This is a genomic window from Microbacterium xylanilyticum (assembly GCF_054654695.1).
This window is the reverse complement of record NZ_BAAIEN010000002.1, coordinates 3,990,129-4,012,601: the sequence shown is the minus strand read 5'-3', so window position 1 is coordinate 4,012,601 and position 22,473 is coordinate 3,990,129. Positions and strand designations below refer to the sequence as shown.

The following is a 22,473-nucleotide window of genomic DNA, read 5'->3' as shown; positions in this document are numbered from 1 at the left end:
CTGCCTCCCGGGAGGCGGGCGGACGCGCGTCCGCCCGGCCTCTCATGCCGAATGGGTCCTGATCGTGCCGGTCTCGGTGAGGCCGGCCTTGTCGGCCTGCTCCTGCAGGGCGGAGCGCGCGCGCAGCGGCGGCACCTTGAAGAACCAGGTCAGCACGAACGCGAGCAGGATCACGCCGAGCCCAACCCAGTACAGCGTCACGAGGCCCTGGATGAACCCGATCATGAACGGCTTGCTGAGGGTCGCGTCCGCGCCGGTGAGGAACGAGGTGTCGTTGACCGTCGTGTCGGATCCGGATCCGGCGGCGTCGTTCTCCTTCTTCTTGATCTCGTCCTGCAGGGTCGGCACGAGCTGATCGACCCAGTAGGTGCGCTGATCGTGATCGGCCCAGTCGACGGCGACCCGATCGCCCTGCACCGCGGCGTGCGCCTTCTCGGCGACGGTCTTCAGCACCTGCTGGTGCGCCGTCGCCTCGGCCGCGGGCGTCGCCTCGGCCGCCTTCTGCGCGATCACGGCGGGAGCGGCTGCGGCGGGCAGCTGACCCGCGGCGACCGCCTGATCCACGGCCTCGGTCACCGCGGCCGTGACGGCGGCGTCCGCGGCCTCCTTCGCCTTCGCGTCACCCTCGGCCACGCCCTTGTCGAGCTGCTCCTGGATGTTCTTCGTCAGCGGGCCGACGATCGGGCTCCACTGCTGCTTCATGATCGCCGCGTTCTCCGCCTTGCCGGCCTGCGCCGGATCCAGTGCGGTGCCGAGGGCTGCGGTCAGATTCGCCTTGTCCTCGGTGGCGTGCAGGATGTTCGCCGGCAGCAGCGAGAACAGCACGGAGAGCATGACGGCCGTGCCCAGGGTCCCGCCGATCTGGCGGAAGAACGTCGCGGCGCTCGAGGCGACGCCCATCTCGTGCGGGTCGACCGAGTTCTGGCTCGCGAGCGTGAGCGGCTGCATGAGCTGGCCGAGGCCGAGGCCGAGCACGAACATGCCCACGAAGATCTGCCACAGCGGCGTCTCGTACCGGATGAGGGTGAGCGAGAAGAACCCGACCGCGGTGAAGAGCGTGCCCAGCACGGGGAAGATCCGGTACTTGCCGGTGCGCGCGGTGATCTGGCCCGAGGTGAGCGAGGCGAGCATCAGGCCGATGATCAGCGGCAGCATGGACAGGCCGGACTCGGTCGGGTTCATGCCGACGACGATCTGCATGTACAGCGGGATCGTCATCATGGCGCCGAACATCGCGAAGCCGACGAGGAAGCCGAGCACGGTGGCCATCGAGAAGGTGCCGGAGCGGAACAGCTTCAGGGGGATGATCGCGTCATCCTTCATGAGCGCCTCGATCACGATGAACGCGACGAGTCCCGCTCCGCCGATCACGTAGCAGGCGATGGCCGCGGCGGAGCCCCAGCCCCACGCCCGGCCCTGCTCCACCACGATGAGCAGCGGGACGAGGGCCACGATCACCGCGGCGGCGCCCCACCAGTCGATCCGCGGGCCCTTGTGCTTTCCGACCTTCGGCAGGTGCAGGAAGGTGATCACCATGAACAGGGCGAACAGGCCGAGCGGGATGTTGATGAGGAACGTCCAGCGCCAGCCGTCGATCCACAGGATCTCCTTCGCGCCGGCGAACAGGCCGCCGACGAGCGGGCCGATCACGGTCGCGATGCCGAAGACCGCGAAGAAGTAGCCCTGGTACTTGGCGCGCTCGCGCGGGGCCAGGATGTCGCCCATGATCGCGAGCGGCAGCGCCATCAGTGCGCCCGCCCCGATGCCCTGGAACGCACGGAAGGCGGCGAGCATCATCATCGACGTCGAGAAGGCCGAGAGCGTGGATCCCAGGATGAAGACGACGATCCCGAGAATGAACAGCGGGCGGCGGCCGAAGATGTCGCTGAGCTTGCCGTAGATCGGCACGGCGATCGTCGACGTGATGAGGAACGCGGTGGTGACCCAGGCCTGCTGGTCGAGGCCGTGCAGGTCGTCGCCGATCGTGCGGATCGCGGTGCCGAAGACGGTCTGCGCGAGCGACGACAGGAACATGCCGCTCATCAGGCCGTAGACCACGAGCATGATCTGCTTGTGGGTCATGATCGGCTGCGCCGCGCGCGGTGCGGGCGGGGTGACCGTCGCGATGGTGTCGGTGGCGGTTGCCATGAGGTCCTTCCGGGGGAGCAGGGGGATGGAGCGGGGGCGGATCCGCCCGCGGACTCCGTCGATCGACGCGGGCGCCATCGCCGGCGCTAAAACTTGCAACCCTGCAATCTTACACCTTCGCAAGCTTTCCTGCACGCATGGATCGGATCCATGGGTCGGGACGCTCGGCTCGCCCGTGTCGCATGTCGGCGGCATCGACCACGATGGAGGCATGACCGACGGCTACCTGCCCGGATTCCTCGCCCTTCCGGTCGAGCTTCCACGCCCGGCGCGCGGGGTGCGCGAGCTCACCTATCCCCGGTTCACCGTGCTGCTGGACCCGGGCCGGCGGATGGCCGTGGCGACAGGCGTGAACATCGACGGCGCGACCATGCGCGATCTGCCGCGCACCGGCGAGTGGCGGCTGGATCCCCGAATCTCCGAAGACGAGCAGACCGGCCCGGCCGTCTACGCCGGCAACGACCTCGACCGCGGGCACCTGGTGCGCCGACGCGACCTGGGCTGGGGAGAGCCGAGCAAGGCGCGCGCCGCGATGGAGGCCACCTTCGTCTACCCGAACGCGGCCCCGCAGGCGGCTCGGTTCAACCAGGGGCCGGAGCTGTGGCTCGGCCTGGAGGACCACGTGATGGCGTACGCCGAGGCAACCGAGCAGCGGCTTTCGGTGTTCACCGCGCCCGTGCTCGAGGACGACGACCCGCCCTACCGCGGCATCCGGATCCCGCTGCGCTTCTGGAAGATCGCCGCCTGGGTGTCGTCGGGATCCCTCGCCGCCGCCGGGTTCGTGCTCGACCAGTCGGATCTCGTCGACACCCGCAGCGGCCTGCTCGCCGTCGCCCCGCTCGGGGGCTTCCGCACGTTCCAGGTGCCGATCGCGGAGATCGCCGCTCTCGCCGGCGTGGACGTGGGCCCGCTCGCAGCTGCCGACGTGCTCGCGCCGGCCACCGTCCGGGCGGGCGAGTGGCGCCTGCTCCACTCCGCGGACGACATCGTGCTCTGAGCACCGCGGCGCGGGGCGCGGCCGGAGTCATGAGGAGCGGCGGTCAGCCCGCCGGCAGGTGGTCGCAGTCCGGCGTCGGCGCCTTGCCGTCCCACCGGTCGAGGGTCCACTGCTCCAGCTGGGGCGTGAGCGGCGAGTCCGGCCCGACGAGCTCCACGTGCCCGAGGCCCGGATACGTGCGGTAGTCGATCGGGATGCCGGCGTCGCAGCGCCCCTGCACCCAGGCGTGCTGGATCGCGGGCTTCACGAGCGGATCCGCGAGACCCTGCGCGACCAGCAGCGGGGCGGGGAAGGGGCCGGTGGGCTCCTGCTCCTTGAGCTTCTCCCCGAACGGGCCGCCCAGAAGCGTGTTCGGGAAGATCTGGTTCGGCACCTGACTGCCGCGCAGGATCGCGGCGAGGCCGTCGTGCCCGTTGAAGCACAGCCCGCCGATGCGCTCGACCGGGCCGGCGGATCCGGGCGTCAGGTTCTTCTCGACCTCGAGCTCGGGGAACACCCGATCCCAGGTCGCGGCGATGTACGCCGACACCGTCTTGCCCGCCGTCTCGGTCTTGATGGCCTCGGCGAGCGCGTACAGGTCGGAGGCGGGCGCGAAGGCGACGATCCCCTTCACTGTGAACTCCGGCGCGTACGACGACGCGATCTGTCCCGTCCACAGGGAGCCCTGCCCGCCCTGCGAGTGCCCCCAGATCACGGTGTCGGTGGAGACCTTCACCGCGTCGAAGCCGAGCACGGCCTTCGACGCGTCCCAGACGTTGCGGGCCTCGGCGTCGCCGACGAGGTAGGGATGCGGCCCCTTGGTGCCGAGACCGATGTAGTCGCTGGTCACGGCGACCCAGCCGTGCTTCGTGACCATGTCGACCATCGCCGTGCGCGCGCCGTCGGCGGACGGCGCGGCGCTCAGCGAGGGCGCGCAGCCCGGCACGACGCCGACAGTGCCGTGCGCGACGGTGAGCAGCGGCAGCGGATCCGGCCCGGGATCGGCGGGCGCGAGCACGGTGCCGCTGGAGACCGCGGGGGGTCCGTCCGGGTGCGTCGTCGTATAGAGGATGCGCCACGCCTTCGCTCCCGCGGGGACGCCGATCGTCATCGGCTCGGACCGGATGAGCGTGCCCGGTGCGGACGGCACCGTGGCGGGCGGAGTGTAGAACGCGTCCGGCACCGGCAGCGGCGTACCGCCGAGCAGCGCACCGCTGCCCGCGGCGAGCGCGACCGCCAGCACGAGGGCGACGCTCGCGCCGATCGTGCGGAGCCACCGCACGCCACGGCTCGGAGTCGCAGAGTGCGGACGCCGAGACCGCCGCCAGAGCGCTCGCACGACGAGCTGCAGCCCGATGAAGACGAACCACGCGCCGACGCCGAGCCGGAACGCGACCAGGGTCAGCACCGGCCAGAACGCGGTGACCGCGGCGGCGGCCAGTGTCGCGATGGCCGCGATGATGCCCGTGACGCGCTGGTCGGCACCGGGCCGGAACGCCCGTATGGCGGTCGCGACGGCGAAGACGACCAGGGCGATCGTGAGCAGCTGCGCCAGCAGGGGCGCTCCCGCCGCCGGCCACAGCGCCATCCCGGCGCCGAGCAGCACCAGCAGCGCACCGAGCACCCGGCTGACGATCACCGGAAGCGACCGGGATCCGGATCCCTCCGCGCGATCGCCGGGCACGAGCAGCACCGCCACCCCCACGAGGAAGATGCCGAGCCCGGTGACGAGGGCGATCGTCTGCACGGTCATCGACACGAGCAGGAAGGCCACGCCCACGGCGGCGATCGCGAGGCCCAGGATGACCCGGATCGGCGTGCTCAGCCGGGCGAGGGCCTCGGCCGGGCGTCCTGCACGCGCCTGCCGAAGCCCCTCCGGTTCCGACGCTGTTGCGGTCTCGTCTCCGGCCACGGTGCCCCCTTCGCCTCGCGTCGCATCGGCCGCCGGCGCCACGCGCTGCGCGCGAACGCCGCCTCGACCCGGACGCTGAGGCCAACATACTGGCGTGCCGATACCCCTGTGAAGAGCGTGCGGCCAGCGCCCGATCCCGCCCGCGTCGCGCCCGGGATCGGGCGGATCGCGGAGGAAGGCGGTCCCTTCACCGCGGGTCGCTGCGGCCCTAGAATCGGCCCTGTGAAGATCGGGATGGTGCCGGACGCGATGCGCGGCACGACACGGAAGGTTCGCCCGACCGCCCCGTGATCCGCCTGTTCTCCTTCGCCCGATTCAGCGAAGGGAGGTGGATGCATGGACGAGAGGCTTCCCCGCACCGGTGACATGATCACCGCGACCGTGACGAAGACGCTGCCGTTCGGCGTTCTCGTGGAGTACACCGACGTTCCGGGTCTGGTCCGCGGCACGCAGAGCGAACCCGGAGCCCGACTGGCTCTGCGCGTGACCGACGTCGACGACGCGCTGCGCCGTTTCGCCGCCGAGCTCGCCTGAGGTCCCCCTGATCACCGAAACGAAGAAGGCCCGGATCTTACGATCCGAGCCTTCTTCATTCTGTGCGCGAGGGGGGACTTGAACCCCCACGCCGTTGCCGGCACTGGCACCTGAAGCCAGCGCGTCTACCTATTCCGCCACTCGCGCATGTCGGTCCTCGCGAACCAACCTCCCGAGAATATCACGCCCCGGGACCGGGTTCGAACCACGGCCGTCCGCGCTCGTCGCGGCGCCGGACGCCGTCGCGTGCCGCAGCGTGGCGTCCGGCGCTTCAGCGTTTCCTGCATGTCGCGCCGCGCCAGGGGTTCATTCAGGCCGTGTCGCTAACATGGGCCTACCGATCGGTGAGCCATGGGAGCCCAGTGGGACTACTAGACAGCTTTGAGAAGGGTCTCGAGCGTGCTGTGAACAGCGCGTTCGCGAAGACCTTCCGCAGCGGCATCCAGCCCGTGGAGATCGCTTCGGCTCTGCGCCGTGAGATGGACACGAAGGCCGCGGTCGTCAGCCGTGACCGGATCATCGTTCCGAGCACCTTCCTCGTGCACCTCAGCGGCGACGACGCCACCGCCATGCACGGTCTCGGATCCGCTCTCATCGACGAGCTGCACGTCCTCGTCAAGGATCACGCCCGCGCCCAGGGCTACAGCTTCGCGGGCCCGGTGGACATCGCCCTCGAGGCCGACGACAAGCTCGCGACCGGCACCGTGCGCGTGGAGTCCTCGTCGACGGCGACCGGCGGCCGCGTGACCTGGCAGGCCGAGATCGCCACCGGCGGATCGCGATATCCGCTGACCAAGGCCCGCACGGTGATCGGCCGCGGCAGCGACGCGGACATCACCATCAGCGACGCCGGATCCAGCCGCAAGCACGCCGAGGTGCTCTGGGACGGCGATCACGCCATGCTCCGCGACCTGGGCTCCACCAACGGCACCAAGCTGAACGGCCAGCGCGTGCGCGAGGCGCAGCTGGAGAGCGGCATGGTCATCACGATCGGTCGCACGGATCTGACGTTCCAGGTCGTGCCCGTGTCGTCGCCGTCCGGGGGTCGTCCGGCGTGAGCGAACTGACGCTGCTCCTGCTGCGCATCGGCTTCCTCGTGCTGATGTGGTTCTTCGTGTTCGCCGTGGTGTATTCGCTCCGCGCCGACCTGTTCGGCGTGCGGGTGCGCAAGATGCCCGAGGCGGCCGCGGCGAGCGCTCCCGCGAAGCCGGCCGCCCCTCCCGCCACGCCGAAGGCCGCCCCGCGGAGCAAGCCCGGGGGACCGGCGACGACGTCCACCGTCAGCAAACTCGTGATCACCTCGGGTCCCAAGGCCGGCCTCGAGGTTCCGCTCGGATCCGAGCCGATGTCGATCGGGCGCTCCAGCGAGTCCGGGCTCGTGATCCGCGACGACTACACCTCCAGCCACCACGCGCGCCTGATGCTGTGGGGCGACCAGTGGATGCTCCAGGATCTCGACTCCACGAACGGCACGTTCCTCGACGGCCAGCGCGTCGGCGCCCCGGTCGCGGTTCCGGTCGGCGCTCCCATCAAGGTGGGCGCCACGACGTTCGAGCTGCGGGCGTAACCGGCGACCATGGTCTTCGAGGGCTCGAGCGCCGCGATCTCCCACACCGGGAAGGTCCGCTCCAACAACCAGGACTCCGGTTACGCCGGGGCGAACCTGTTCGTCGTCGCCGACGGGATGGGCGGTCACGCGGGAGGCGACGTCGCGAGCAGCATCGCGATCCACCGGCTGCAGAACCTCGACCACGCCTATCCGTCCACGATGGATGCGGAGGCTTCCCTGCAGGCCGCGGCCACCACGGCGGCCGGCGACATGATCCGCGCCGTCAAGGACCGGCCAGAGCTCGCGGGCCTCGGCACCACGCTCGACGCGATCATCATGGTCGACGACTACGCGGTCATCGGCCACATCGGCGATTCGCGCATCTACCTCTACCGCGACGAGACGCTGACGCAGATCACCACGGACCACACGTTCGTGCAGCGGCTCGTCGACTCGGGCCGCATCACGCCGGAGGAGGCGCGCTACCACCCGCGCCGCTCGGTGCTCATGCGCGTGCTGAGCGACATGGACGCCGATCCCGAGCTCGACATGTTCGTCATGCCGACCTTCCCGGGCGACCGCTGGCTGCTCTGCTCCGACGGCCTCAGCGGCGTGGTCGACGAGGCGCACATGATGAAGACGCTGCGGCTCGGCATGGCGCCCGGCCGCACCGCGGACGGCCTGCTGAAGTCGGCGCTCGACGGCGGCGCCCCCGACAACGTCACCATCGTGATCGTCGACGTCGGCGGCCAGCATCCGGTCCGCTCCGGATCCGCGACGATCGTAGGCGCCGCGGCGAACCCGCAGGGCGTCGTGGTGCCGGCCGCCCGTCCGGCCCGCCCGAGCTGGCTGCACCCCGTGCGTCAGGCCGCGAACGAGCCCACGCACTTCGAGCCCGCTGCGGACTACCTTGAGGAGCTCATCGAAGAGGACCACCGCCGCGCCGTGCGCCGCCGGATCGGCTGGATCACCGGTTTGATCGTGGTGATCGCGCTCATGGCGGCCGCCCTGTTCGGCGGTTACGCGTGGACGCAGACGCGCTATTACGTGGGCATCGCGCCGGAGTCCGGCAACGTGGCGATCTTCCAGGGGATCCAGCAGGATCTCGGCCCGTTCCCGCTCTCGCACGTGTACGAGGACACCGGCATCAAGGTGTCGGATCTGCCCCAGTTCTACCAATCCGCCGTCGAGGAGACCACGAGCGCCAGCACGCTCGCCGCCGCACGGGCGACGGTCGAGAGCCTGCGCACCGCCGCAGGGACGGGGAAGACACCATGACCGCCACCGCACCCGCCCCCGGCGGCGTCTCCGCCGACACGGCCGTCCTCCGGGCATTGCGCCGGATCCGCGGCCCGCAGACGCAGCGCAACCGCGAGTTCTGGCTGCTGCTGTTCGCGATGGCCGTCGCGGGGGCCGCGCTCACCCTCGTGCAGCTGGGGGCGCTGCACCACATCGACCCGATGATCCTGATCATCGGCGGCGGCCTCGCCGTGCTCGTCTTCGCGCTGCACGTGGTGCTGCGCTTCGTCGCGAGCGATGCGGATCCGTTCGTCCTCCCGATCGCGACGCTGCTCACCGGCGTCGGCATCGCGGAGATCTACCGGCTCGACATCGCCGCGCACCGCGTCGGCTTCGACGCCTACTCCAACAAGCAGCTGATGTGGATGGCGATCTCGGTGATCGGCGCGATCGCCCTCGTGATCTTCCTGCGGAACTACCGCGTCCTGTACCGCTTCACGTACCTGTCCGGCCTCGCCGGCATCCTGCTGCTGATCCTGCCTTTCGTGCCGGGCCTCGGCGTCGCCGACGCGAACGCCGACGTCTGGATCAACATCGGAGGACTCGGGATCCAGCCCGGCGAGCTCGCCAAGATCTTCCTCGCGATCTTCTTCGCGGGCTACCTGGTGCGCACCCGGGAGAGCCTCTCGTCGGTCGGCAAGCGGTTCGCCGGCATCACCTGGCCGCGCATGCGCGAGCTCGGGCCGGTGATCGTGGTGTGGCTCATCTCTCTGGCCATCATCGTCGCCCAGCACGACCTCGGCACCGGTGTGCTCATCTTCGGCATGTTCATCGTGATGCTCTATGTCGCCACCGGCAAGACGAGCTGGGTGCTCATCGGCGTCGCGGGCGTGGTGGTCGGCGTCGCCATCGTGTCGCAGTTCCTCACCTACGTGCAGAACCGCTTCAACACCTGGATCAACGCGTTCGACCCCGACCTCATGGAGGATCAGAGCTACCAGCTCACGCAGGGGATCTTCGGTCTCGCGCACGGCGGCCTGATCGGCACCGGTCTCGGCCAGGGCCGCCCGCAGATCACGCCGGTCGCGGAGAGCGACTTCATCATCACGAGTCTGGGTGAGGAGATCGGCCTGATCGGGCTGTTCGCGCTGCTCTGCCTCTACATGGTGTTCGTGAGCCGCGGCCTGCGGATCGGCGTCGCCGGTCAGGACGACTTCGGCAAGCTGCTCGCCGTGGGCGTCTCGTTCACGATCGGCCTGCAGGTGTTCATCATGGTCGGCGGCGTCACCCGGGTGATCCCGCTGACCGGCCTCACCACGCCGTTCCTCGCCGCCGGCGGATCCTCGCTCATCGCCAACTGGCTCATCGTCGGCCTGCTGCTGCGGATCTCCGACGGCGTGCGCCGCCAGCCCCGGGTGGTGATCGGATGACCACGATCCATTCGCGGTTCCTGAGCGAGCGCAGCGAGACGAAGGACGCTCAGGGACCGTCGAGCACGACACCCCAGGGGGTGTCGCATGACTAAAGAGCTCCGACGGATCAGCATCCTCGTGCTGGTCATGTTCCTCGCGCTGTTCGGCTCCGTCAGCTGGATCCAGGTGGTGCAGGCCGACGCCCTCGCGCAGAACGACGCGAACCGGCGCACCCGGCTGGACAGCTACGAGATCCAGCGCGGATCGATCATCGCGGGCGGCGCCCCGATCGCGACCTCCGTGCCCTCGAACGACATGTACTCGTTCCAGCGGGTCTACACGGATCCCCAGATGTGGTCCGCCGTCACCGGGTACTACAACCCGGCCCTCGGCAGCGCGACCGGCATCGAGAAGTCGATGAACAGCGAGCTCAGCGGCACGGGCAGCTCGCAGTTCCTGTCGTCGATCGAGCGCATCATCTCCGGCCAGCCGCAGAAGGGCGCGAACGTGATGCTCACGCTCGACCCGGTCGCGCAGAAGGCCGCCTACGACGCGCTGCAGGGCTACCAGGGGTCCGTCGTCGCGATCGAGCCGAAGACCGGCCGGGTCCTCGCCATGGTCTCGACCCCCGGCTTCGACACGAACAGCCTCGCGGTGCACGACTCCAAGGCGGCGAACTCGACGTACGACGCGCTCGTCGCCGATCCGGGCAAGCCGCTGTCGAACCGCGCCATCGGCGGGAACATGAACCCGCCCGGCTCCACGTTCAAGCTCGTCGTGGCCACGGCGGCGCTCGACTCCGGCCGCTTCACGATGCAGTCGACGTTCCCCAACCCCGCCGCATACACGCTGCCCGGCACCAGCACCGCCGTGCACAACGCCTGGGGCGGCACCTGCGGCGACGGGCCGACGGTGACCCTCGCCGACGCGATCCGGCTCAGCTGCAACATCCCTATGGCGGAGCTCGCCGTGGAGCTCGGCGACGACGCCATCCGCGCCACCGCGGAGAAGTTCGGCTTCGACCAGGAGTTCTCGCTGCCGCTGCAGTCCTCCGCCTCGACCTACCCGAAGAACCTGTCCCCGGACAAGACGGGCCTGACCGGCTTCGGCCAGGGCGACGTGCGGGCGACGCCGCTGCAGATGGCGATGGTCGCGGCCGGGATCGCGAACGGCGGAGTGGTGATGAACCCCCGCATGGTCGACCAGGTGGTCGGCGACGACCTGTCCGTGCAGAAGCAGTTCCCGAACACCGAGTTCCGGCAGGCGGCGACCCGCGAGGAAGCGGCCGCGATCAGCGCCGCCATGCAGGCGTCGGTCTCAAGCGGCGCAGCCCAGGGTGCAAGAATAGACGGAGTCGACGTGGCCGGAAAGACGGGCACGGCGGAGAACGGCGACACGGCCCCTTACACGCTGTGGTTCACCGGCTTCGCGCCCGCTTCGAACCCGGAGATCGCCGTTGCGGTCGTCGTCGAAGACGGCGGTGGGCAGGGACAGTCCGGATCCGGTGACACGATTGCGTCACCGATTGCGAAGAAGGTCATGGAGGCGGTGCTGAACAGATGAGGCCGACGCAGGGTGTGCATTTCGGCGGCCGGTACGAGCTGCAGTCTCGGATCGCGATCGGCGGCATGGGCGAGGTGTGGGAGGCGACCGACCACGTCATCGGACGGACCGTCGCGATCAAGATCCTCAAGGACGAGTACATGGGGGACCCGGGCTTCCTCGAGCGCTTCCGCGCCGAGGCCCGGCACGCCGCGCTCGTGAACCACGAGGGCATCGCCAGCGTCTTCGACTACGGCGAGGAGAACGGCTCCGCCTACCTCGTCATGGAGCTCGTGCCCGGCGAGGCGCTATCGACCATCATCGAGCGCGAGGGCGCCCTCAGCGCCGACAAGACTCTGGACATCGTCGCGCAGACCGCGTCGGCGCTGCAGGCCGCGCACGCCGCCGGCCTGGTGCACCGCGACATCAAGCCCGGCAACCTGCTCATCACCCCCGACGGCCGCGTCAAGATCACCGACTTCGGCATCGCCCGCATCGCCGACCAGGTGCCGCTCACCGCCACCGGTCAGGTCATGGGCACCGTGCAGTACCTCTCGCCCGAGCAGGCGTCGGGGCACGCCGCCTCGCCGGCCACGGACATCTACTCGCTGGGCATCGTCGCGTACGAGTGCCTGGCCGGAAAGCGCCCCTTCACGGGCGAGTCGCAGGTCGCGATCGCGATGGCGCAGATCAACGACACCCCGCCGCCGCTGCCGGCCACGGTGCCGCAGCCGGTGCAGAACCTCGTGATGGCGATGATCGCGAAGAAGCCGGCCGACCGGCCGAGCTCCGCCGCCACCGTCGCCCGGGCCGCGCAGGCGCTGCGCCGCGGCGACCTGAACTCCGCCGCGATCGCGGTGCCCGCGGTGATCGCGGGTGTCGTGGGCGGGGCCGCGGCGGCGTCCGGCGACGACGCGATGACGCAGATCCTGGGGGCGACCCAGGGTGCCACCACGATCATGCCGACCACGGCGCAGATCCCGACCGAGGCCGAGCAGGCGCCGGAGAAGAAGAAGCGCAGCCCGTGGACGTGGCCGCTGATCGCGCTCATCGTGCTGCTGCTGATCGTGCTGGGCGGCACGTTGTGGGCGCTCCTGGCGAACCAGAAGGCCCCGGCTCCTGGACCCTCGACGGCGTCCTCGGCACCGGTCGTCACGCCGACGAAGACCACACCCGCACCGACGCCCCGGGTCGACGTCGACGCGCTCGGCCTCGTCGGCCTGACCTGCAGCGACGCCACCGCGAAGGCCACGGCCGCGGGTCTGCAGGCCACCTGCGCGGCCGGCGATCCCGCGCCGGCCGCCGACCAGGTCGGCAAGGTGTACAAGGTCAACCCGACGGGCACGGTGCCGCAGGGCTCGTCGATCGCGCTCACGGCGTACGCCGATCGCACGCAGCCGCCGAAGCCGGGATCCGCGCCGACCTTCTCCGGCGAGATGGTCGCCGGAGGCACGATCACGGTCTCCTGGGGAGCCGATTACGTGTGCCCCAACGGCACGTCCATCACCGGCTACATCGTCACCATCGACGGCGGGTCGTTCATGTCCGGCGGGCCCGAGTTCCCGGCGGGGACCACGAGAACCGAGGTGCGGCTCAGCCAGAGCGGCGACTTCACCGCGAAGTACTCGGTGCGGTGCGGCGACCAGCAGAGCCCCGACTCGGATGCGCGCACCGCGCAGATCCAGTCGCTTCCGACACCGCCGGTGTCCACACCGCCCGTGCCCTGAGCACCCGGGTACGCAGCAGAATCACGAGAACGAGGGGGGTCCTCCGTGACGACGACCACGCGCGTCATGGCCGGTCGCTACCGGGTCGATGACCTCATCGGCCGGGGCGGCATGGCCCAGGTGTACCGGGGGTACGACCTGACGCTCGGCCGCGAGGTCGCCATCAAGATCCTGGACCGGGAGCTCGCGCGCGACACGGCGTTCCGCACCCGGTTCCGGATGGAGGCGCAGGCGGCGTCGCGCATGTCGCACCCGTCGATCGTGCGCGTGTTCGACGCGGGGGAGGACGCCACGCCCGCGGCCGGCGGCAGCACCGCCGAGCCCGTGCCGTTCATCGTGATGGAGCTGGTGCAGGGCGAGCTGCTGAAGGACGTCATCGCCCGCGGCCCGGTGCCGACCGCCGACGCCGTGCGCTACGCCGACGGGATCCTCGAGGCGCTCGAGTACTCGCACCGGGCGGGCGTCGTGCACCGCGACATCAAGCCGGGCAACGTGAAGATCACGCCCGGCGGCACTGTGAAGGTGATGGACTTCGGCATCGCCCGCGCGGTGTCCGACTCGTCGTCCACGGTCGCCGAGACCACCCAGATCATCGGCACCGCCGCCTACTTCTCGCCCGAGCAGGCCAAGGGCGAGCAGGTCGACGCCCGCACCGACCTCTACTCCACCGGTGTCGTGCTGTACGAGATGCTCGCGGGACGCCAGCCGTTCCGCGGGGAGTCCCCCGTCGCCGTCGCCTACCAGCACGTGAGCGAGACCCCGCAGCCGCCGAGCGAGGTGCACGATGAGGAGCACTCCGCCGCCGAGCTCGAGCGCATCCGCGCTCTCGAGCCGATCGTGCTGCGCGCGATGGCGAAGGATCCGTTCCAGCGCTTCCCCGACGCGGCCTCGTTCCGCACCGCGCTCGACAACGCGGTGACCGGCGCGGCGCCCACGAAGAAGCAGCTCTCCTCGCTCACCAGCGAGCTGTACGGTCCCAGCCCCCGGCACGCGCAGGAGACCGCGCGCACGCTGCGCCAGCTCTCCTCCGACACCACCATGACGCGCACCCAGTCCGGACCGCCGGTCGCCTGGGTGTGGGCCGGCATCGCGCTGCTCGTGGTGCTGCTGGCCTCGGTGCTGATCTGGGTGCTGGCGATCAAGCCGACCACCGACGTGCCGGGCGCAGGCCGCACCGTGCCGAACGTGGTCGGTCAGAGCTACGACGCCGCGGTGGCGATGCTCGACAAGAACGATCTGCGCGCGATCCGCATCGAGCAGGCCGATGCGACGGTCGACAAGGGCAAGGTGATCAGCACGGATCCGGCGGCCGGCAGCAGCATGGACAAGGGCCAGTCCGTCACGGTCTACGTCTCCTCGGGTGCCGCAGAGATCGCGGTCCCGACGCTCGAGGGCCTCAGCGCCTCGGCCGCCAAGGATGCCCTGACGAAGGCCGGCCTGCAGCTCGGCTCGGTCACCCAGAAGAACGATCCGCGCACCCAGCACGACACCGTGCTGTCCGCGAGCGTGCCGGCCGGCACGAAGGTCGCGCCGGGCACCGTGGTCGATCTCGTCGTGGCCAGCGGCGTGGTGACGGTCAACGACCTCACCGGCTGGACCCTGGACGCGGCGACGCAGGCGCTCCAGGAGCTGGGACTGACCGCGAACCCGGTGGAGAACCCCGGCTGCAAGGCCACGGATCCGAAGAAGGTCGCCTCCATGTCCGTGGCACCCGGAGACGTGCCCGTGCAGTCGACGATCGACCTCAGCTACTGCACCGGCAAGTGACCCGGTCGTCAGGTCGCCGTCGGCGCCGGCTCGATGCTCACGTCACCGGGTGAGATCAGCGGACTCACCCAGGGGAACACCCAGAACATCAGCGCGTACAGCACGGCGGCGAGCAGGACGAGCAGGATGAGCAGCCGCACCCACCAGGGTCCGGGAAGGATGCGCCACAGCGCCGCGTACATCAGCCCACCGCCTTCAGCGAGGCCGGGGCGCCGAGAGCCCGCGGCTGGAAGCCCTCGAACACCCCGTAGGCCACGATGCGCTCGGCCAGGGAGTACAGCGGCGAGCACGCGGTCAGCGTGATGTAGCGACCGCCGGCGGGCGCGTCGGGCATCTGCGGCACGGGATCCAGCACGTCGACGCTGTCGGGGGTGACGTATTCGAGCGTCCGGAACCGGTAGGTGTACCAGCCCTGCTCGGTCTCGATCACGATGGCGTCGTTCAGGCGCAGCCGGTCGAGCTGGTTGAACGGCTTGCCCCACGTCGTGCGGTGCGCGGCCATCGACAGGTTGCCGACCTGCCCCGGCATCCCCGAGTTCGGGTAGACGCCGATCCAGCCGTGGTCGAGCGTGTCCGCTCGGGTGACGCCGCCCGCGATCGTCACCGCGTAGTCCGCCCCGAACCGGGGCACCCGCAGTACGGCCCCCCAGGGCACGCCGTCCTCGGGTGCCGTCATCTTCGGCGGCGCGTACCGCGGCTGCGCGGCGTCGACGCCGCTGCCGTCGTCGAGCACGGGCGGCAGCGCAGGCGCGGAGGCTCTCGCCCACTCCTGGGTGAGCTGGTGCCCCTTGTCGTTGGCCTCGGCGCTCATGATCAGATCGCCGATCCACATCTGCCACGCCACATAGAGCAGCACCACGACGCCCGCCGTGAGCAGCAGCTCGCCGAGCACGCCCGCGGGCGTCGCCCTGCGCGGCGGGCGTCGGCCGGTGCGACGGGCGGAGGATCGCGTCGCGTCGGTCATGTCGCGATCCTACTCAGCCGAGCTCTCTCTCCGTCCCGCTGTGCGATGCGGCCGTTTGGGTAGACTGTGCGCATGGCACGATCCCGCAAGACCGAAGAGGCCGTCGTCGAGAAGGTCGACGGCGACGCCGCCCCCAATGCCGTCTGGTTCAAGCCCGTCATGGTGGGCTTCATGCTGCTGGGCCTCGCCTGGATCCTGGTCTTCTACATCACGGGCATGCAGTACCCGATCCCGGGCCTGCAGTCCTGGAACCTGCTGATCGGCCTCGGCATCGCGCTGATCGGCTTCCTCATGACGACGCGCTGGCGCTGACGCCGCCGCACCCTTTCACCAGAGACGCCTCCGCTCGCGCGGGGGCGTTTCTGCATTCCGGACCTTTCGCGGACCTTGAGCGTCCGAAGCCGATTCCGCAGGGTTGTCCACGGATCCAGAGGGTTATCCACATTCTGGGGATGGATATGCACACCCGCTCCCCGGAGTTATCCACAGTTCTATCCCCACCTGGGGAGAATTACACCGGTGTTATTCACATCCCGGGGAGACGACGAAGGCCCCCGCCCGAGGGCGAGGGCCATGCGCTCCGAGTCGTCAGTGACCGGCCGTGATGATCAGCGGCGGCACGATCGCGACCACGACGAGCAGCACCAGCACGAGCGCCGCGACCAGCCCGACCCACCAGAACCGCGCGCTGCGACGTCGGGCTGCATTGATGTAGACGAGGGCGACCAGGGCTCCCACCACGAGCCCGCCGAGGTGCGCCTCCCAGGCGATCCCCGTGACGAAGAGCCCGTAGGCGAAGTTGATCACGAGCACGACGAGGATCCCGACCACGTTCGCACCGAGGTGCCGGCCGATGATGAGCAGCGCCGCCATCAGCCCGAAGATCGCGCCCGAGGCGCCGACCGTGGGCTGCCCGGGCGCGATGAGGGCCATGGCGACGGATCCGCCCAGTCCGCTCACGAGATACAGTGTGAGGAACTTCGCCCGACCCAGCAGAGGCTCGAGCTGCTGCCCGAGCATCCACAGGGCCAGCATGTTCAGGCCGAGATGCAGGATGCCGCCGTGCACGAGCAGCACGGTCAGCATCCGCCAGGGTTCGAACGGGAGCCCTGACAGCGCCGGGTACAGGTAGGCCCCGGCGAACTGCAGCGCCAGGGTGATCGACCCTCCGATGCCCGGCACCATCTGCAGCAGGCTCACCGCCGAGGTGAGTCCGAGGATCGCGTAGGTTGCGATCGGGCGCCCGCCGACCGCGGTCATGGATCGCGCGCCCCAGCGCCGCTCGGCCCGGCGCTGGGCCGGGGTGCGGCTGCGCCGCTGCTCCTGCATGCACTCGGGGCAGATCACCCCGACCGGCGCCTGCGTCTGACACTCCGGGCAGATCGTGCGCATGCACCGCTGACACATCACGAAGCTCTGCCGTCCGGGGTGCCGGTAGCAGAAGTTGTCGGGATTCGCGTGGAACTCCGGGGTCGTCATCGGTGCGCTCCGGAGTCCACGTCGACGGGATCGGTGATCAGGATCGGCCGCGATCAGTTCTCGACGATGTCGACGGAGTGCAGCACCACGTCCTCGACGGGGCGGTCGCCCGCGCCCGTGCGCACCGACGCGATCTCGTCCACGACGGCCTTGGACGCGTCGTCGGCGACCTCGCCGAAGATCGTGTGCTTGCCCTGCAGCCACGGGGTGGGGTCGGTCGTGATGAAGAACTGCGAGCCGTTGGTGCCCTCGACCTGGCCGGTGATGGCGTTGCGGCGCAGGCCGGCGTTGGCCATCGCGAGCACGTAGGGCTCGTTGAAGTTCAGTTCGCCGTGGATCTCGTCGTTGAACGTGTAGCCGGGTCCGCCGACACCCTGGCCGAGCGGGTCGCCGCCCTGGATCATGAAGTTCGGGATGATCCGGTGGAAGATGACGTCCTTGTACAGGGGTCCCTCGCCCGGCTTGCCGGTGGCGGGGTGGGTCCAGGATCCGGTGCCGTCGGAGAGGCCGACGAAGTTCTTCACCGTGCGGGGTGCGTGGTCGCCGTAGAGGTTGACGACGATGTCTCCGTGGTTGGTGTGCAGGGTGGCGACGTGAGTGGCGTGAGGCATGGATCCATTCTCGCATCGGAACCCCGGCACCTTCCGATTCCCCTGTGAACTCTCGGACGCACACCCGCCGCACAGGAGCATCTCTGGCAAGATGGGGAGTCCGAACCCCGTTTCGATTGGGAGGGCATCGTGAGCCTGAGCCGCAAGCGTCAGAAGGAACTCCGCAAGCTGCAGAGCGAGGCCGCCAAGCTGTGGGCCGCCCAGCAGGTCGTCGCCGGGGATGCGGCGAGCTTCGCCCGCGAGGCCGGCCGCCAGCTCGACAACTTCCGTCGTGAGCAGGTCGTCCCTGCCGTGCAGGACGTGTACGAGCACCGCGTGGCCCCCGTCGTCGACAAGGGCATCAAGATCTCCCGCGACGTCGTCGACCACAAGGTCGTCCCCGCGATCGGCGGAGTCGTCGGCACCGCCCTCACCGCGTGGGACATCGCCAACGCCAAGCGCACCGGAACCCCGTACACCCCGCGCACCCTGGTCGCGCCGGCCGCCCGCAAGAGCGGTCCCGGGATCGGCAGCGTGATCGCGATCATCCTGGGCGCCGCCGCGGCGGTCGGCGTGCTGGTCGCCGCCTGGCAGGCACTGCGCGCCGACGACGAGCTCTGGGTCGCGGACGACCCGCTGAACGCCCCCGAGGCGTGAGCACCGCCGTCCCCGAGCCGGCCGAGGGGCCGGCCGACGTCGAGGGCCCTGAGCCCGCCGCGGTCCCTGAGCCTGTCGAAGGGCCGCACGCCCGCGTGCGCGACGCCGCCGCCGAGCGCGGCCTCGACATCGAGATCCGTCAGCGCCCCGCGGCCCGCAGCCTGCATGAGGCTGCGGCCCTGCTCGGACTGGATCCCTCCGGCATCGTCAAGACCCTGGTGGTCAAACGCAGCGACGACACCTTCCTGTTCGCGCTGATCCCGGGCGGGCGCAAGATCTCCTGGCCGAAGCTGCGCGCGCTGGTCGGGGTGAACCGGCTGAAGCTCCCGGATCCGGAGGCGGCCCTCGCCGCGACCGGATACGAGCGCGGAACCATCGTCCCGATCGGCAGCACGACGGCCTGGCCGGTCTACGCCGACGAGTCCATCCGCGGGCACCGCATCGCGATGGGCGCCGGCTCCCACGGGTACAGCCTGTTCGTCGATGCCGACGCTCTGATCGACGCATACGACGCGACCGTCGCGGATATCTCCGAGCCCGAGTAGGTCGACGCCTCGCGGATCCGGCGTCAGCCGAGCAGACCGGCCATGCCCAGGGCGATGTCGACGAGCCGGACGCGCTGGAGGCCGCCGATCTCGTCCAGGCGGTACCAGGCCGCCATGTCCGTGGAGCCGTTCTTCTCGAACCGCAGCCGTCCGCCGGTGATGCGCGCGCGGTACACGATCCGCAGGGTGTGCAGCGGATCCGTCGCTCCGGGCGTCACCCGGCGTCGAGGCGGGATCACCCGGGAGTGGATCCCGAGCAGATCCTCGATGACGACCTTGTAGCCGGTCTCCTCGTGCACTTCGCGCCGTGCTGCGACCTGCGGATCCTCACCGGGCTCGAGCCCGCCGCCGGGCATGGTCCACGACACCCGCCGGCCCTCGGTCCACCGCGCCAGCAGCACACGGTCGGCGTCGTCGACGATGACCGCGTATGCCGCCACGCGCATGTCCATGAGTCACACCCTAGGCGGTGCACGGCGGTATGGCGCCGTCGGGCCGGGATCCGGGCGATCCGATCGATCAGTTCTGAAGAAGCGCGGCCGACCGCCCGTTCCTAGGCTGGTGAACGTCCCGGAGGACCGGGGCGATCGAACTGAGGATGACATGACCGAGACCACCGCGCCCGTGCTGAGCGACTTCGAACGCGCCGCCGTCAAGGAGGCCGCGAAGGAGAGCCGCACCCGTGCCGCACGCAAGAAGGCGAGCCCCGAGGAGCTGCGCGCCGCCGGCGAGACCGACGTGCGGGCGAAGATCGCCGAGATGGACGATGAGGACGGCCCCCTCGCCACCGCCCTGGCCCGGCTGGTCGCCGAGAACGCGCCGCACCTCGTGCCCAAGACGTACTACGGCATGCCCGCCTGGGCCAACGCCGCCGGCAAGGTCGTGTGCTTCTTCAAGCCCAAGGCGAAGTTCAAGGTGCGCTACGCCACGTTCGAGTTCGAGTGGCCCGCGCAGCTCGACGACGGCACGGTGTGGCCCGTCTCGTACGCGGTGACGGCGCTCACGCCCGCCGACCTCGCCTTCCTCGGCGAGCGCATCCGCACCGCCGCGCCCGCCGAGTGACGGGTGTTCCGTTCGTTCAGGTCGCACTTTCTGCGCCACCGGCTCCCGGGTGCAGCAGAAAGTGCGACCTGAACGACCGGATCCGGCCTGATCGGATCCGGATCCTTCACTCGCCCCTCAGGTGAGCGGCGGTGAGCTCGGCCATCTCCTCGTCGCTGAGTTCGTCCATGCCGCGCGACTCGCGGCGGTCGGAGCGGATCCACCGCATCATCAGGATGACGAGGATCGGCACGTCGACGATCTCGGCGATGAACCACAGCAGGTCTCCGGAGAGCTGCTGATCGCGCAGCGGGTTCGGGAACCACAGCGGCATCGCCCCGGACGCTGCCCCCGCACGGTCGAACACGACCGTGCCCAGGCGCAGCAGCACGCCCGGGATCGCGTCGAGCACGAGCTCCACGAACGCGAAGAGGAACTCGGCCACGATGAACAGGCTCGTGCGGGCGACCGTGTGCGCCGCCATCGGCAGCACCATCAGCAGCCCCAGCACGGGAACGACCGCGGAGATCGCCCCCTGCGCGACGGGGGAGAACCGCAGCGCCGCCGCGAGCGGGGTGAAGAAGACGGCGAACACGAGGCACGTGAACACCGGCGCCATGATCGCGTTGCCGAAGAACTTCGCGATCCACGATCGCAGGAAGCCGTTCATGAGCGCCCGCGGGCGCGCCGAGAGCACGGTGCGGGCGAGCGACACCGGCTTCCCCAGCGTCACGAGCATCGGCACGACGAAGAGCAGCAGGGCGATCCGGGTGGTGAACGCCCAGCGGAGTTCCGCGCTCCACGCTCCGAGGAAGCCGAACGACACCCACGCGTATGAGCCGAGGCCCAGCAGCAGATACATCAGCGTCAGCCGCAACGGCCAGCGGTGCCCGCGCCGGCGCAGCGCGATGACGCCGCTGAGGTAGAGCGCGGCGGCGACCAGCAGCACGACGAGCGCGGTGGGATCCAGGCTCCAGGTGCGGAGGAAGACGGGGACGGGAGGCGTGGCGGGCTCCGATCTGCAGATGCGGCCGCCGTGAGGCTACGCCCGGCGACTATGCGCGAGGTGGGATGCGCGACGACGGGATCCGGTCCGACCCGTCTTGACCGCCGGTGAACTCTCGCCGTCGAGTGGGCGAAACCCGCTGTCCCTGCACACAGAGCGCGGGATGCTGACCATCATGAGCGCCGAAGTGCTGATCCTCGTCCTGGTGGTCGTCACCGCCCTCGGCTTCGACTTCACCAACGGCTTCCACGACACCGGCAACGCCATGGCGACCTCCATCGCCACCGGCGCCCTCAAGCCCAAGGTCGCCGTCGCGCTCTCGGCGATCCTCAACCTCGTCGGCGCCTTCCTCTCGGTCGAAGTCGCCGCCACCATCACGAAGGACGTGCTGACCATCCAGGGTCCCCACGGCGACCTCGTGCCCGGACTCAACCCGGAGTCCGCGATGATCATCATCTTCGCGGGTCTCGTCGGCGGCATCCTGTGGAACCTCCTCACCTGGCTGCTGGGCCTGCCGTCCAGCTCCTCGCACGCGCTGTTCGGCGGTCTCATCGGCGCGGGCATCGCCGGCGCCGCCACCGTCAACTGGGCCGGCATCCTCGGGAAGATCATCGTGCCCGCTGTGCTCTCGCCGGTCATCGCCGGGGTGGTCGCCGCGGTCGCCACCTGGTTCGTGTACCGGCTCACCCGCACCGTGCACGCCAAGCACCGCGAGGCCGGGTTCCGCTGGGGCCAGATCGGCACCGCGTCGCTCGTCTCGCTCGCGCACGGCACCGGCGATGCGCAGAAGACCATGGGCGTGATCGCCCTCGCCCTCATCGCGCACGGCAGTCTCACCGGAGAGCAGATCCTCACCGAGGGCCTGCCGATCTGGATCATCGTGACCTGCGGCGCGGCGATCGCGCTGGGCACCTACCTCGGCGGCTGGCGGATCATCCGCACGCTCGGCAAGGGACTGGTCGAGATCGAGTCGCCGCAGGGGCTCGCGGCCGAGGCGTCGTCGGCGGCGATCATCCTGACCTCCAGCTCCATGGGCATGGCCCTGTCGACCACGCACGTCGCGACCGGATCCATCCTCGGATCCGGGGTGGGCCGGCCGGGCGCGCGGGTGCGCTGGGGCATCGCGGGTCGCATGGTCACCGCGTGGCTGATCACGATGCCCGCCGCCGGCGTGGTCGGTGCGCTCTGCTTCTTCCTCGCGCACGGCATCGGCGGGCTTGCCGGCGCCCTCACCGTGTTCGTGCTGCTGGTCGCGGCGGCGACGCTGATGTACCTGCGCAGCCGCCGTCAGAAGGTCGATCACCGCAACGTCAACGCCGACTGGGACGGCAGAGTCGTCCCGAGCACCGCCTCGCAGGGCGCGGCGGCCTGAACCGAAGGACGGA

The 22,473-nt window shown here is 70.2% G+C and carries 22 protein-coding genes and 1 tRNA gene; 14 read left to right on the top strand and 9 right to left on the bottom strand.

The window, feature by feature from the left end; all coding sequences use genetic code 11:
- Positions 1 to 42 precede the first annotated feature (42 nt).
- A complete protein-coding gene (locus ACYQ1L_RS19890; protein ID WP_460005696.1) occupies positions 43 to 2,148 on the bottom strand; it encodes an MDR family MFS transporter in 2,106 nt (701 codons plus the stop codon).
- Between the two features lie 211 nt (positions 2,149 to 2,359).
- On the opposite strand from ACYQ1L_RS19890, the gene ACYQ1L_RS19885 reads away from it, so the two are divergent.
- The gene (locus ACYQ1L_RS19885; RefSeq protein WP_460005695.1) at positions 2,360 to 3,145 is read left to right on the top strand and encodes a DNA/RNA non-specific endonuclease; all 786 of its coding nucleotides are present in this window, start codon (positions 2,360 to 2,362) and stop codon (positions 3,143 to 3,145) included.
- Between the two features lie 43 nt (positions 3,146 to 3,188).
- On the opposite strand, the gene ACYQ1L_RS19880 is transcribed toward ACYQ1L_RS19885, so the two are convergent.
- The gene (locus tag ACYQ1L_RS19880; protein ID WP_460005694.1) at positions 3,189 to 5,036 is read right to left on the bottom strand and encodes a lipase family protein; all 1,848 of its coding nucleotides are present in this window, start codon (positions 5,034 to 5,036) and stop codon (positions 3,189 to 3,191) included.
- Between the two features lie 336 nt (positions 5,037 to 5,372).
- On the opposite strand from ACYQ1L_RS19880, the gene ACYQ1L_RS19875 reads away from it, so the two are divergent.
- Positions 5,373 to 5,570 carry a hypothetical protein gene (locus ACYQ1L_RS19875; RefSeq protein WP_460005693.1) on the top strand — a complete coding sequence of 66 codons (198 nt, stop codon included), beginning with the start codon at positions 5,373 to 5,375 and terminating at the stop codon, positions 5,568 to 5,570.
- Between the two features lie 63 nt (positions 5,571 to 5,633).
- Here ACYQ1L_RS19875 and ACYQ1L_RS19870 read toward each other — a convergent pair.
- A tRNA-Leu gene (locus ACYQ1L_RS19870) sits at positions 5,634 to 5,717 on the bottom strand.
- Positions 5,718 to 5,887: 170 nt separating this feature from the next.
- On the opposite strand from ACYQ1L_RS19870, the gene ACYQ1L_RS19865 reads away from it, so the two are divergent.
- The 7 genes from ACYQ1L_RS19865 (at position 5,888) to pknB (ending at position 14,806) form a co-directional block, all read left to right on the top strand.
- Positions 5,888 to 6,628, top strand: a complete 741-nt coding sequence (locus ACYQ1L_RS19865) for an FHA domain-containing protein (protein ID WP_460005692.1) — start codon at positions 5,888 to 5,890, stop codon at positions 6,626 to 6,628.
- On the top strand, positions 6,625 to 7,137 hold the full coding sequence (locus tag ACYQ1L_RS19860; protein ID WP_460005691.1) for an FHA domain-containing protein FhaB/FipA: 513 nt from the start codon (positions 6,625 to 6,627) through the stop codon (positions 7,135 to 7,137). The genes ACYQ1L_RS19865 and ACYQ1L_RS19860 overlap by 4 nt, the downstream gene beginning before the upstream one ends.
- 9 nt (positions 7,138 to 7,146) lie before the next feature.
- On the top strand, positions 7,147 to 8,397 hold the full coding sequence (locus ACYQ1L_RS19855) for a PP2C family protein-serine/threonine phosphatase (protein ID WP_159575105.1): 1,251 nt from the start codon (positions 7,147 to 7,149) through the stop codon (positions 8,395 to 8,397).
- Complete coding sequence (locus ACYQ1L_RS19850; RefSeq protein ID WP_460005690.1) at positions 8,394 to 9,788, top strand: FtsW/RodA/SpoVE family cell cycle protein; 1,395 nt, start codon at positions 8,394 to 8,396, stop codon at positions 9,786 to 9,788. The genes ACYQ1L_RS19855 and ACYQ1L_RS19850 overlap by 4 nt, the downstream gene beginning before the upstream one ends.
- Positions 9,789 to 9,875: 87 nt before the next feature.
- Positions 9,876 to 11,333 carry a peptidoglycan D,D-transpeptidase FtsI family protein gene (locus ACYQ1L_RS19845; protein WP_460005689.1) on the top strand — a complete coding sequence of 486 codons (1,458 nt, stop codon included), beginning with the start codon at positions 9,876 to 9,878 and terminating at the stop codon, positions 11,331 to 11,333.
- Positions 11,330 to 13,039 carry a serine/threonine-protein kinase gene (locus ACYQ1L_RS19840; protein ID WP_460005688.1) on the top strand — a complete coding sequence of 570 codons (1,710 nt, stop codon included), beginning with the start codon at positions 11,330 to 11,332 and terminating at the stop codon, positions 13,037 to 13,039. Before ACYQ1L_RS19845 ends, ACYQ1L_RS19840 begins: the two co-directional genes overlap by 4 nt.
- Positions 13,040 to 13,105: 66 nt before the next feature.
- The gene (pknB, locus tag ACYQ1L_RS19835; RefSeq protein ID WP_460005867.1) at positions 13,106 to 14,806 is read left to right on the top strand and encodes a Stk1 family PASTA domain-containing Ser/Thr kinase; all 1,701 of its coding nucleotides are present in this window, start codon (positions 13,106 to 13,108) and stop codon (positions 14,804 to 14,806) included.
- An 8-nt stretch (positions 14,807 to 14,814) separates the two neighbouring features.
- Here pknB and ACYQ1L_RS19830 read toward each other — a convergent pair whose 3' ends face one another.
- Both ACYQ1L_RS19830 and ACYQ1L_RS19825 read right to left on the bottom strand, forming a co-directional pair.
- Complete coding sequence (locus ACYQ1L_RS19830) at positions 14,815 to 14,988, bottom strand: hypothetical protein (RefSeq protein WP_460005687.1); 174 nt, start codon at positions 14,986 to 14,988, stop codon at positions 14,815 to 14,817.
- Complete coding sequence (locus ACYQ1L_RS19825) at positions 14,988 to 15,770, bottom strand: class E sortase (protein ID WP_460005686.1); 783 nt, start codon at positions 15,768 to 15,770, stop codon at positions 14,988 to 14,990. The genes ACYQ1L_RS19830 and ACYQ1L_RS19825 overlap by 1 nt, the downstream gene beginning before the upstream one ends.
- A gap of 72 nt (positions 15,771 to 15,842) precedes the next feature.
- Between ACYQ1L_RS19825 and ACYQ1L_RS19820 the strand changes: the two genes are divergently transcribed.
- On the top strand, positions 15,843 to 16,082 hold the full coding sequence (locus ACYQ1L_RS19820; protein WP_460005685.1) for a cell division protein CrgA: 240 nt from the start codon (positions 15,843 to 15,845) through the stop codon (positions 16,080 to 16,082).
- Positions 16,083 to 16,358: 276 nt separating this feature from the next.
- Here ACYQ1L_RS19820 and ACYQ1L_RS19815 read toward each other — a convergent pair whose 3' ends face one another.
- Together ACYQ1L_RS19815 and ACYQ1L_RS19810 are read right to left on the bottom strand one after the other, a co-directional pair.
- Positions 16,359 to 17,249, bottom strand: a complete 891-nt coding sequence (locus ACYQ1L_RS19815; protein WP_460005684.1) for a rhomboid family intramembrane serine protease — start codon at positions 17,247 to 17,249, stop codon at positions 16,359 to 16,361.
- A gap of 53 nt (positions 17,250 to 17,302) precedes the next feature.
- Positions 17,303 to 17,860 (bottom strand): peptidylprolyl isomerase, encoded by a 558-nt coding sequence (locus tag ACYQ1L_RS19810; protein ID WP_159575113.1) that lies wholly within the window; start codon positions 17,858 to 17,860, stop codon positions 17,303 to 17,305.
- A gap of 129 nt (positions 17,861 to 17,989) precedes the next feature.
- Here ACYQ1L_RS19810 and ACYQ1L_RS19805 point away from each other — a divergent pair, with 129 nt between their 5' ends.
- Both ACYQ1L_RS19805 and ACYQ1L_RS19800 read left to right on the top strand, forming a co-directional pair.
- The gene (locus tag ACYQ1L_RS19805) at positions 17,990 to 18,496 is read left to right on the top strand and encodes a DNA helicase (RefSeq protein WP_460005683.1); all 507 of its coding nucleotides are present in this window, start codon (positions 17,990 to 17,992) and stop codon (positions 18,494 to 18,496) included.
- 95 nt (positions 18,497 to 18,591) lie between these two features.
- On the top strand, positions 18,592 to 19,041 hold the full coding sequence (locus tag ACYQ1L_RS19800) for an aminoacyl-tRNA deacylase (protein WP_460005866.1): 450 nt from the start codon (positions 18,592 to 18,594) through the stop codon (positions 19,039 to 19,041).
- A 23-nt stretch (positions 19,042 to 19,064) separates the two neighbouring features.
- Here ACYQ1L_RS19800 and ACYQ1L_RS19795 read toward each other — a convergent pair whose 3' ends face one another.
- The gene (locus tag ACYQ1L_RS19795) at positions 19,065 to 19,493 is read right to left on the bottom strand and encodes an NUDIX hydrolase (protein ID WP_460005682.1); all 429 of its coding nucleotides are present in this window, start codon (positions 19,491 to 19,493) and stop codon (positions 19,065 to 19,067) included.
- A 151-nt stretch (positions 19,494 to 19,644) separates the two neighbouring features.
- On the opposite strand from ACYQ1L_RS19795, the gene ACYQ1L_RS19790 reads away from it, so the two are divergent.
- A complete protein-coding gene (locus ACYQ1L_RS19790; RefSeq protein WP_460005681.1) occupies positions 19,645 to 20,103 on the top strand; it encodes a hypothetical protein in 459 nt (152 codons plus the stop codon).
- 106 nt (positions 20,104 to 20,209) lie between these two features.
- Here the strand turns inward: ACYQ1L_RS19790 and ACYQ1L_RS19785 are convergent, their stop codons facing one another.
- On the bottom strand, positions 20,210 to 21,031 hold the full coding sequence (locus tag ACYQ1L_RS19785; protein WP_460005680.1) for a cytochrome c oxidase assembly protein: 822 nt from the start codon (positions 21,029 to 21,031) through the stop codon (positions 20,210 to 20,212).
- Positions 21,032 to 21,263: 232 nt separating this feature from the next.
- Between ACYQ1L_RS19785 and ACYQ1L_RS19780 the strand changes: the two genes are divergently transcribed.
- On the top strand, positions 21,264 to 22,460 hold the full coding sequence (locus ACYQ1L_RS19780; RefSeq protein WP_460005679.1) for an inorganic phosphate transporter: 1,197 nt from the start codon (positions 21,264 to 21,266) through the stop codon (positions 22,458 to 22,460).
- Positions 22,461 to 22,473: the final 13 nt, after the last annotated feature.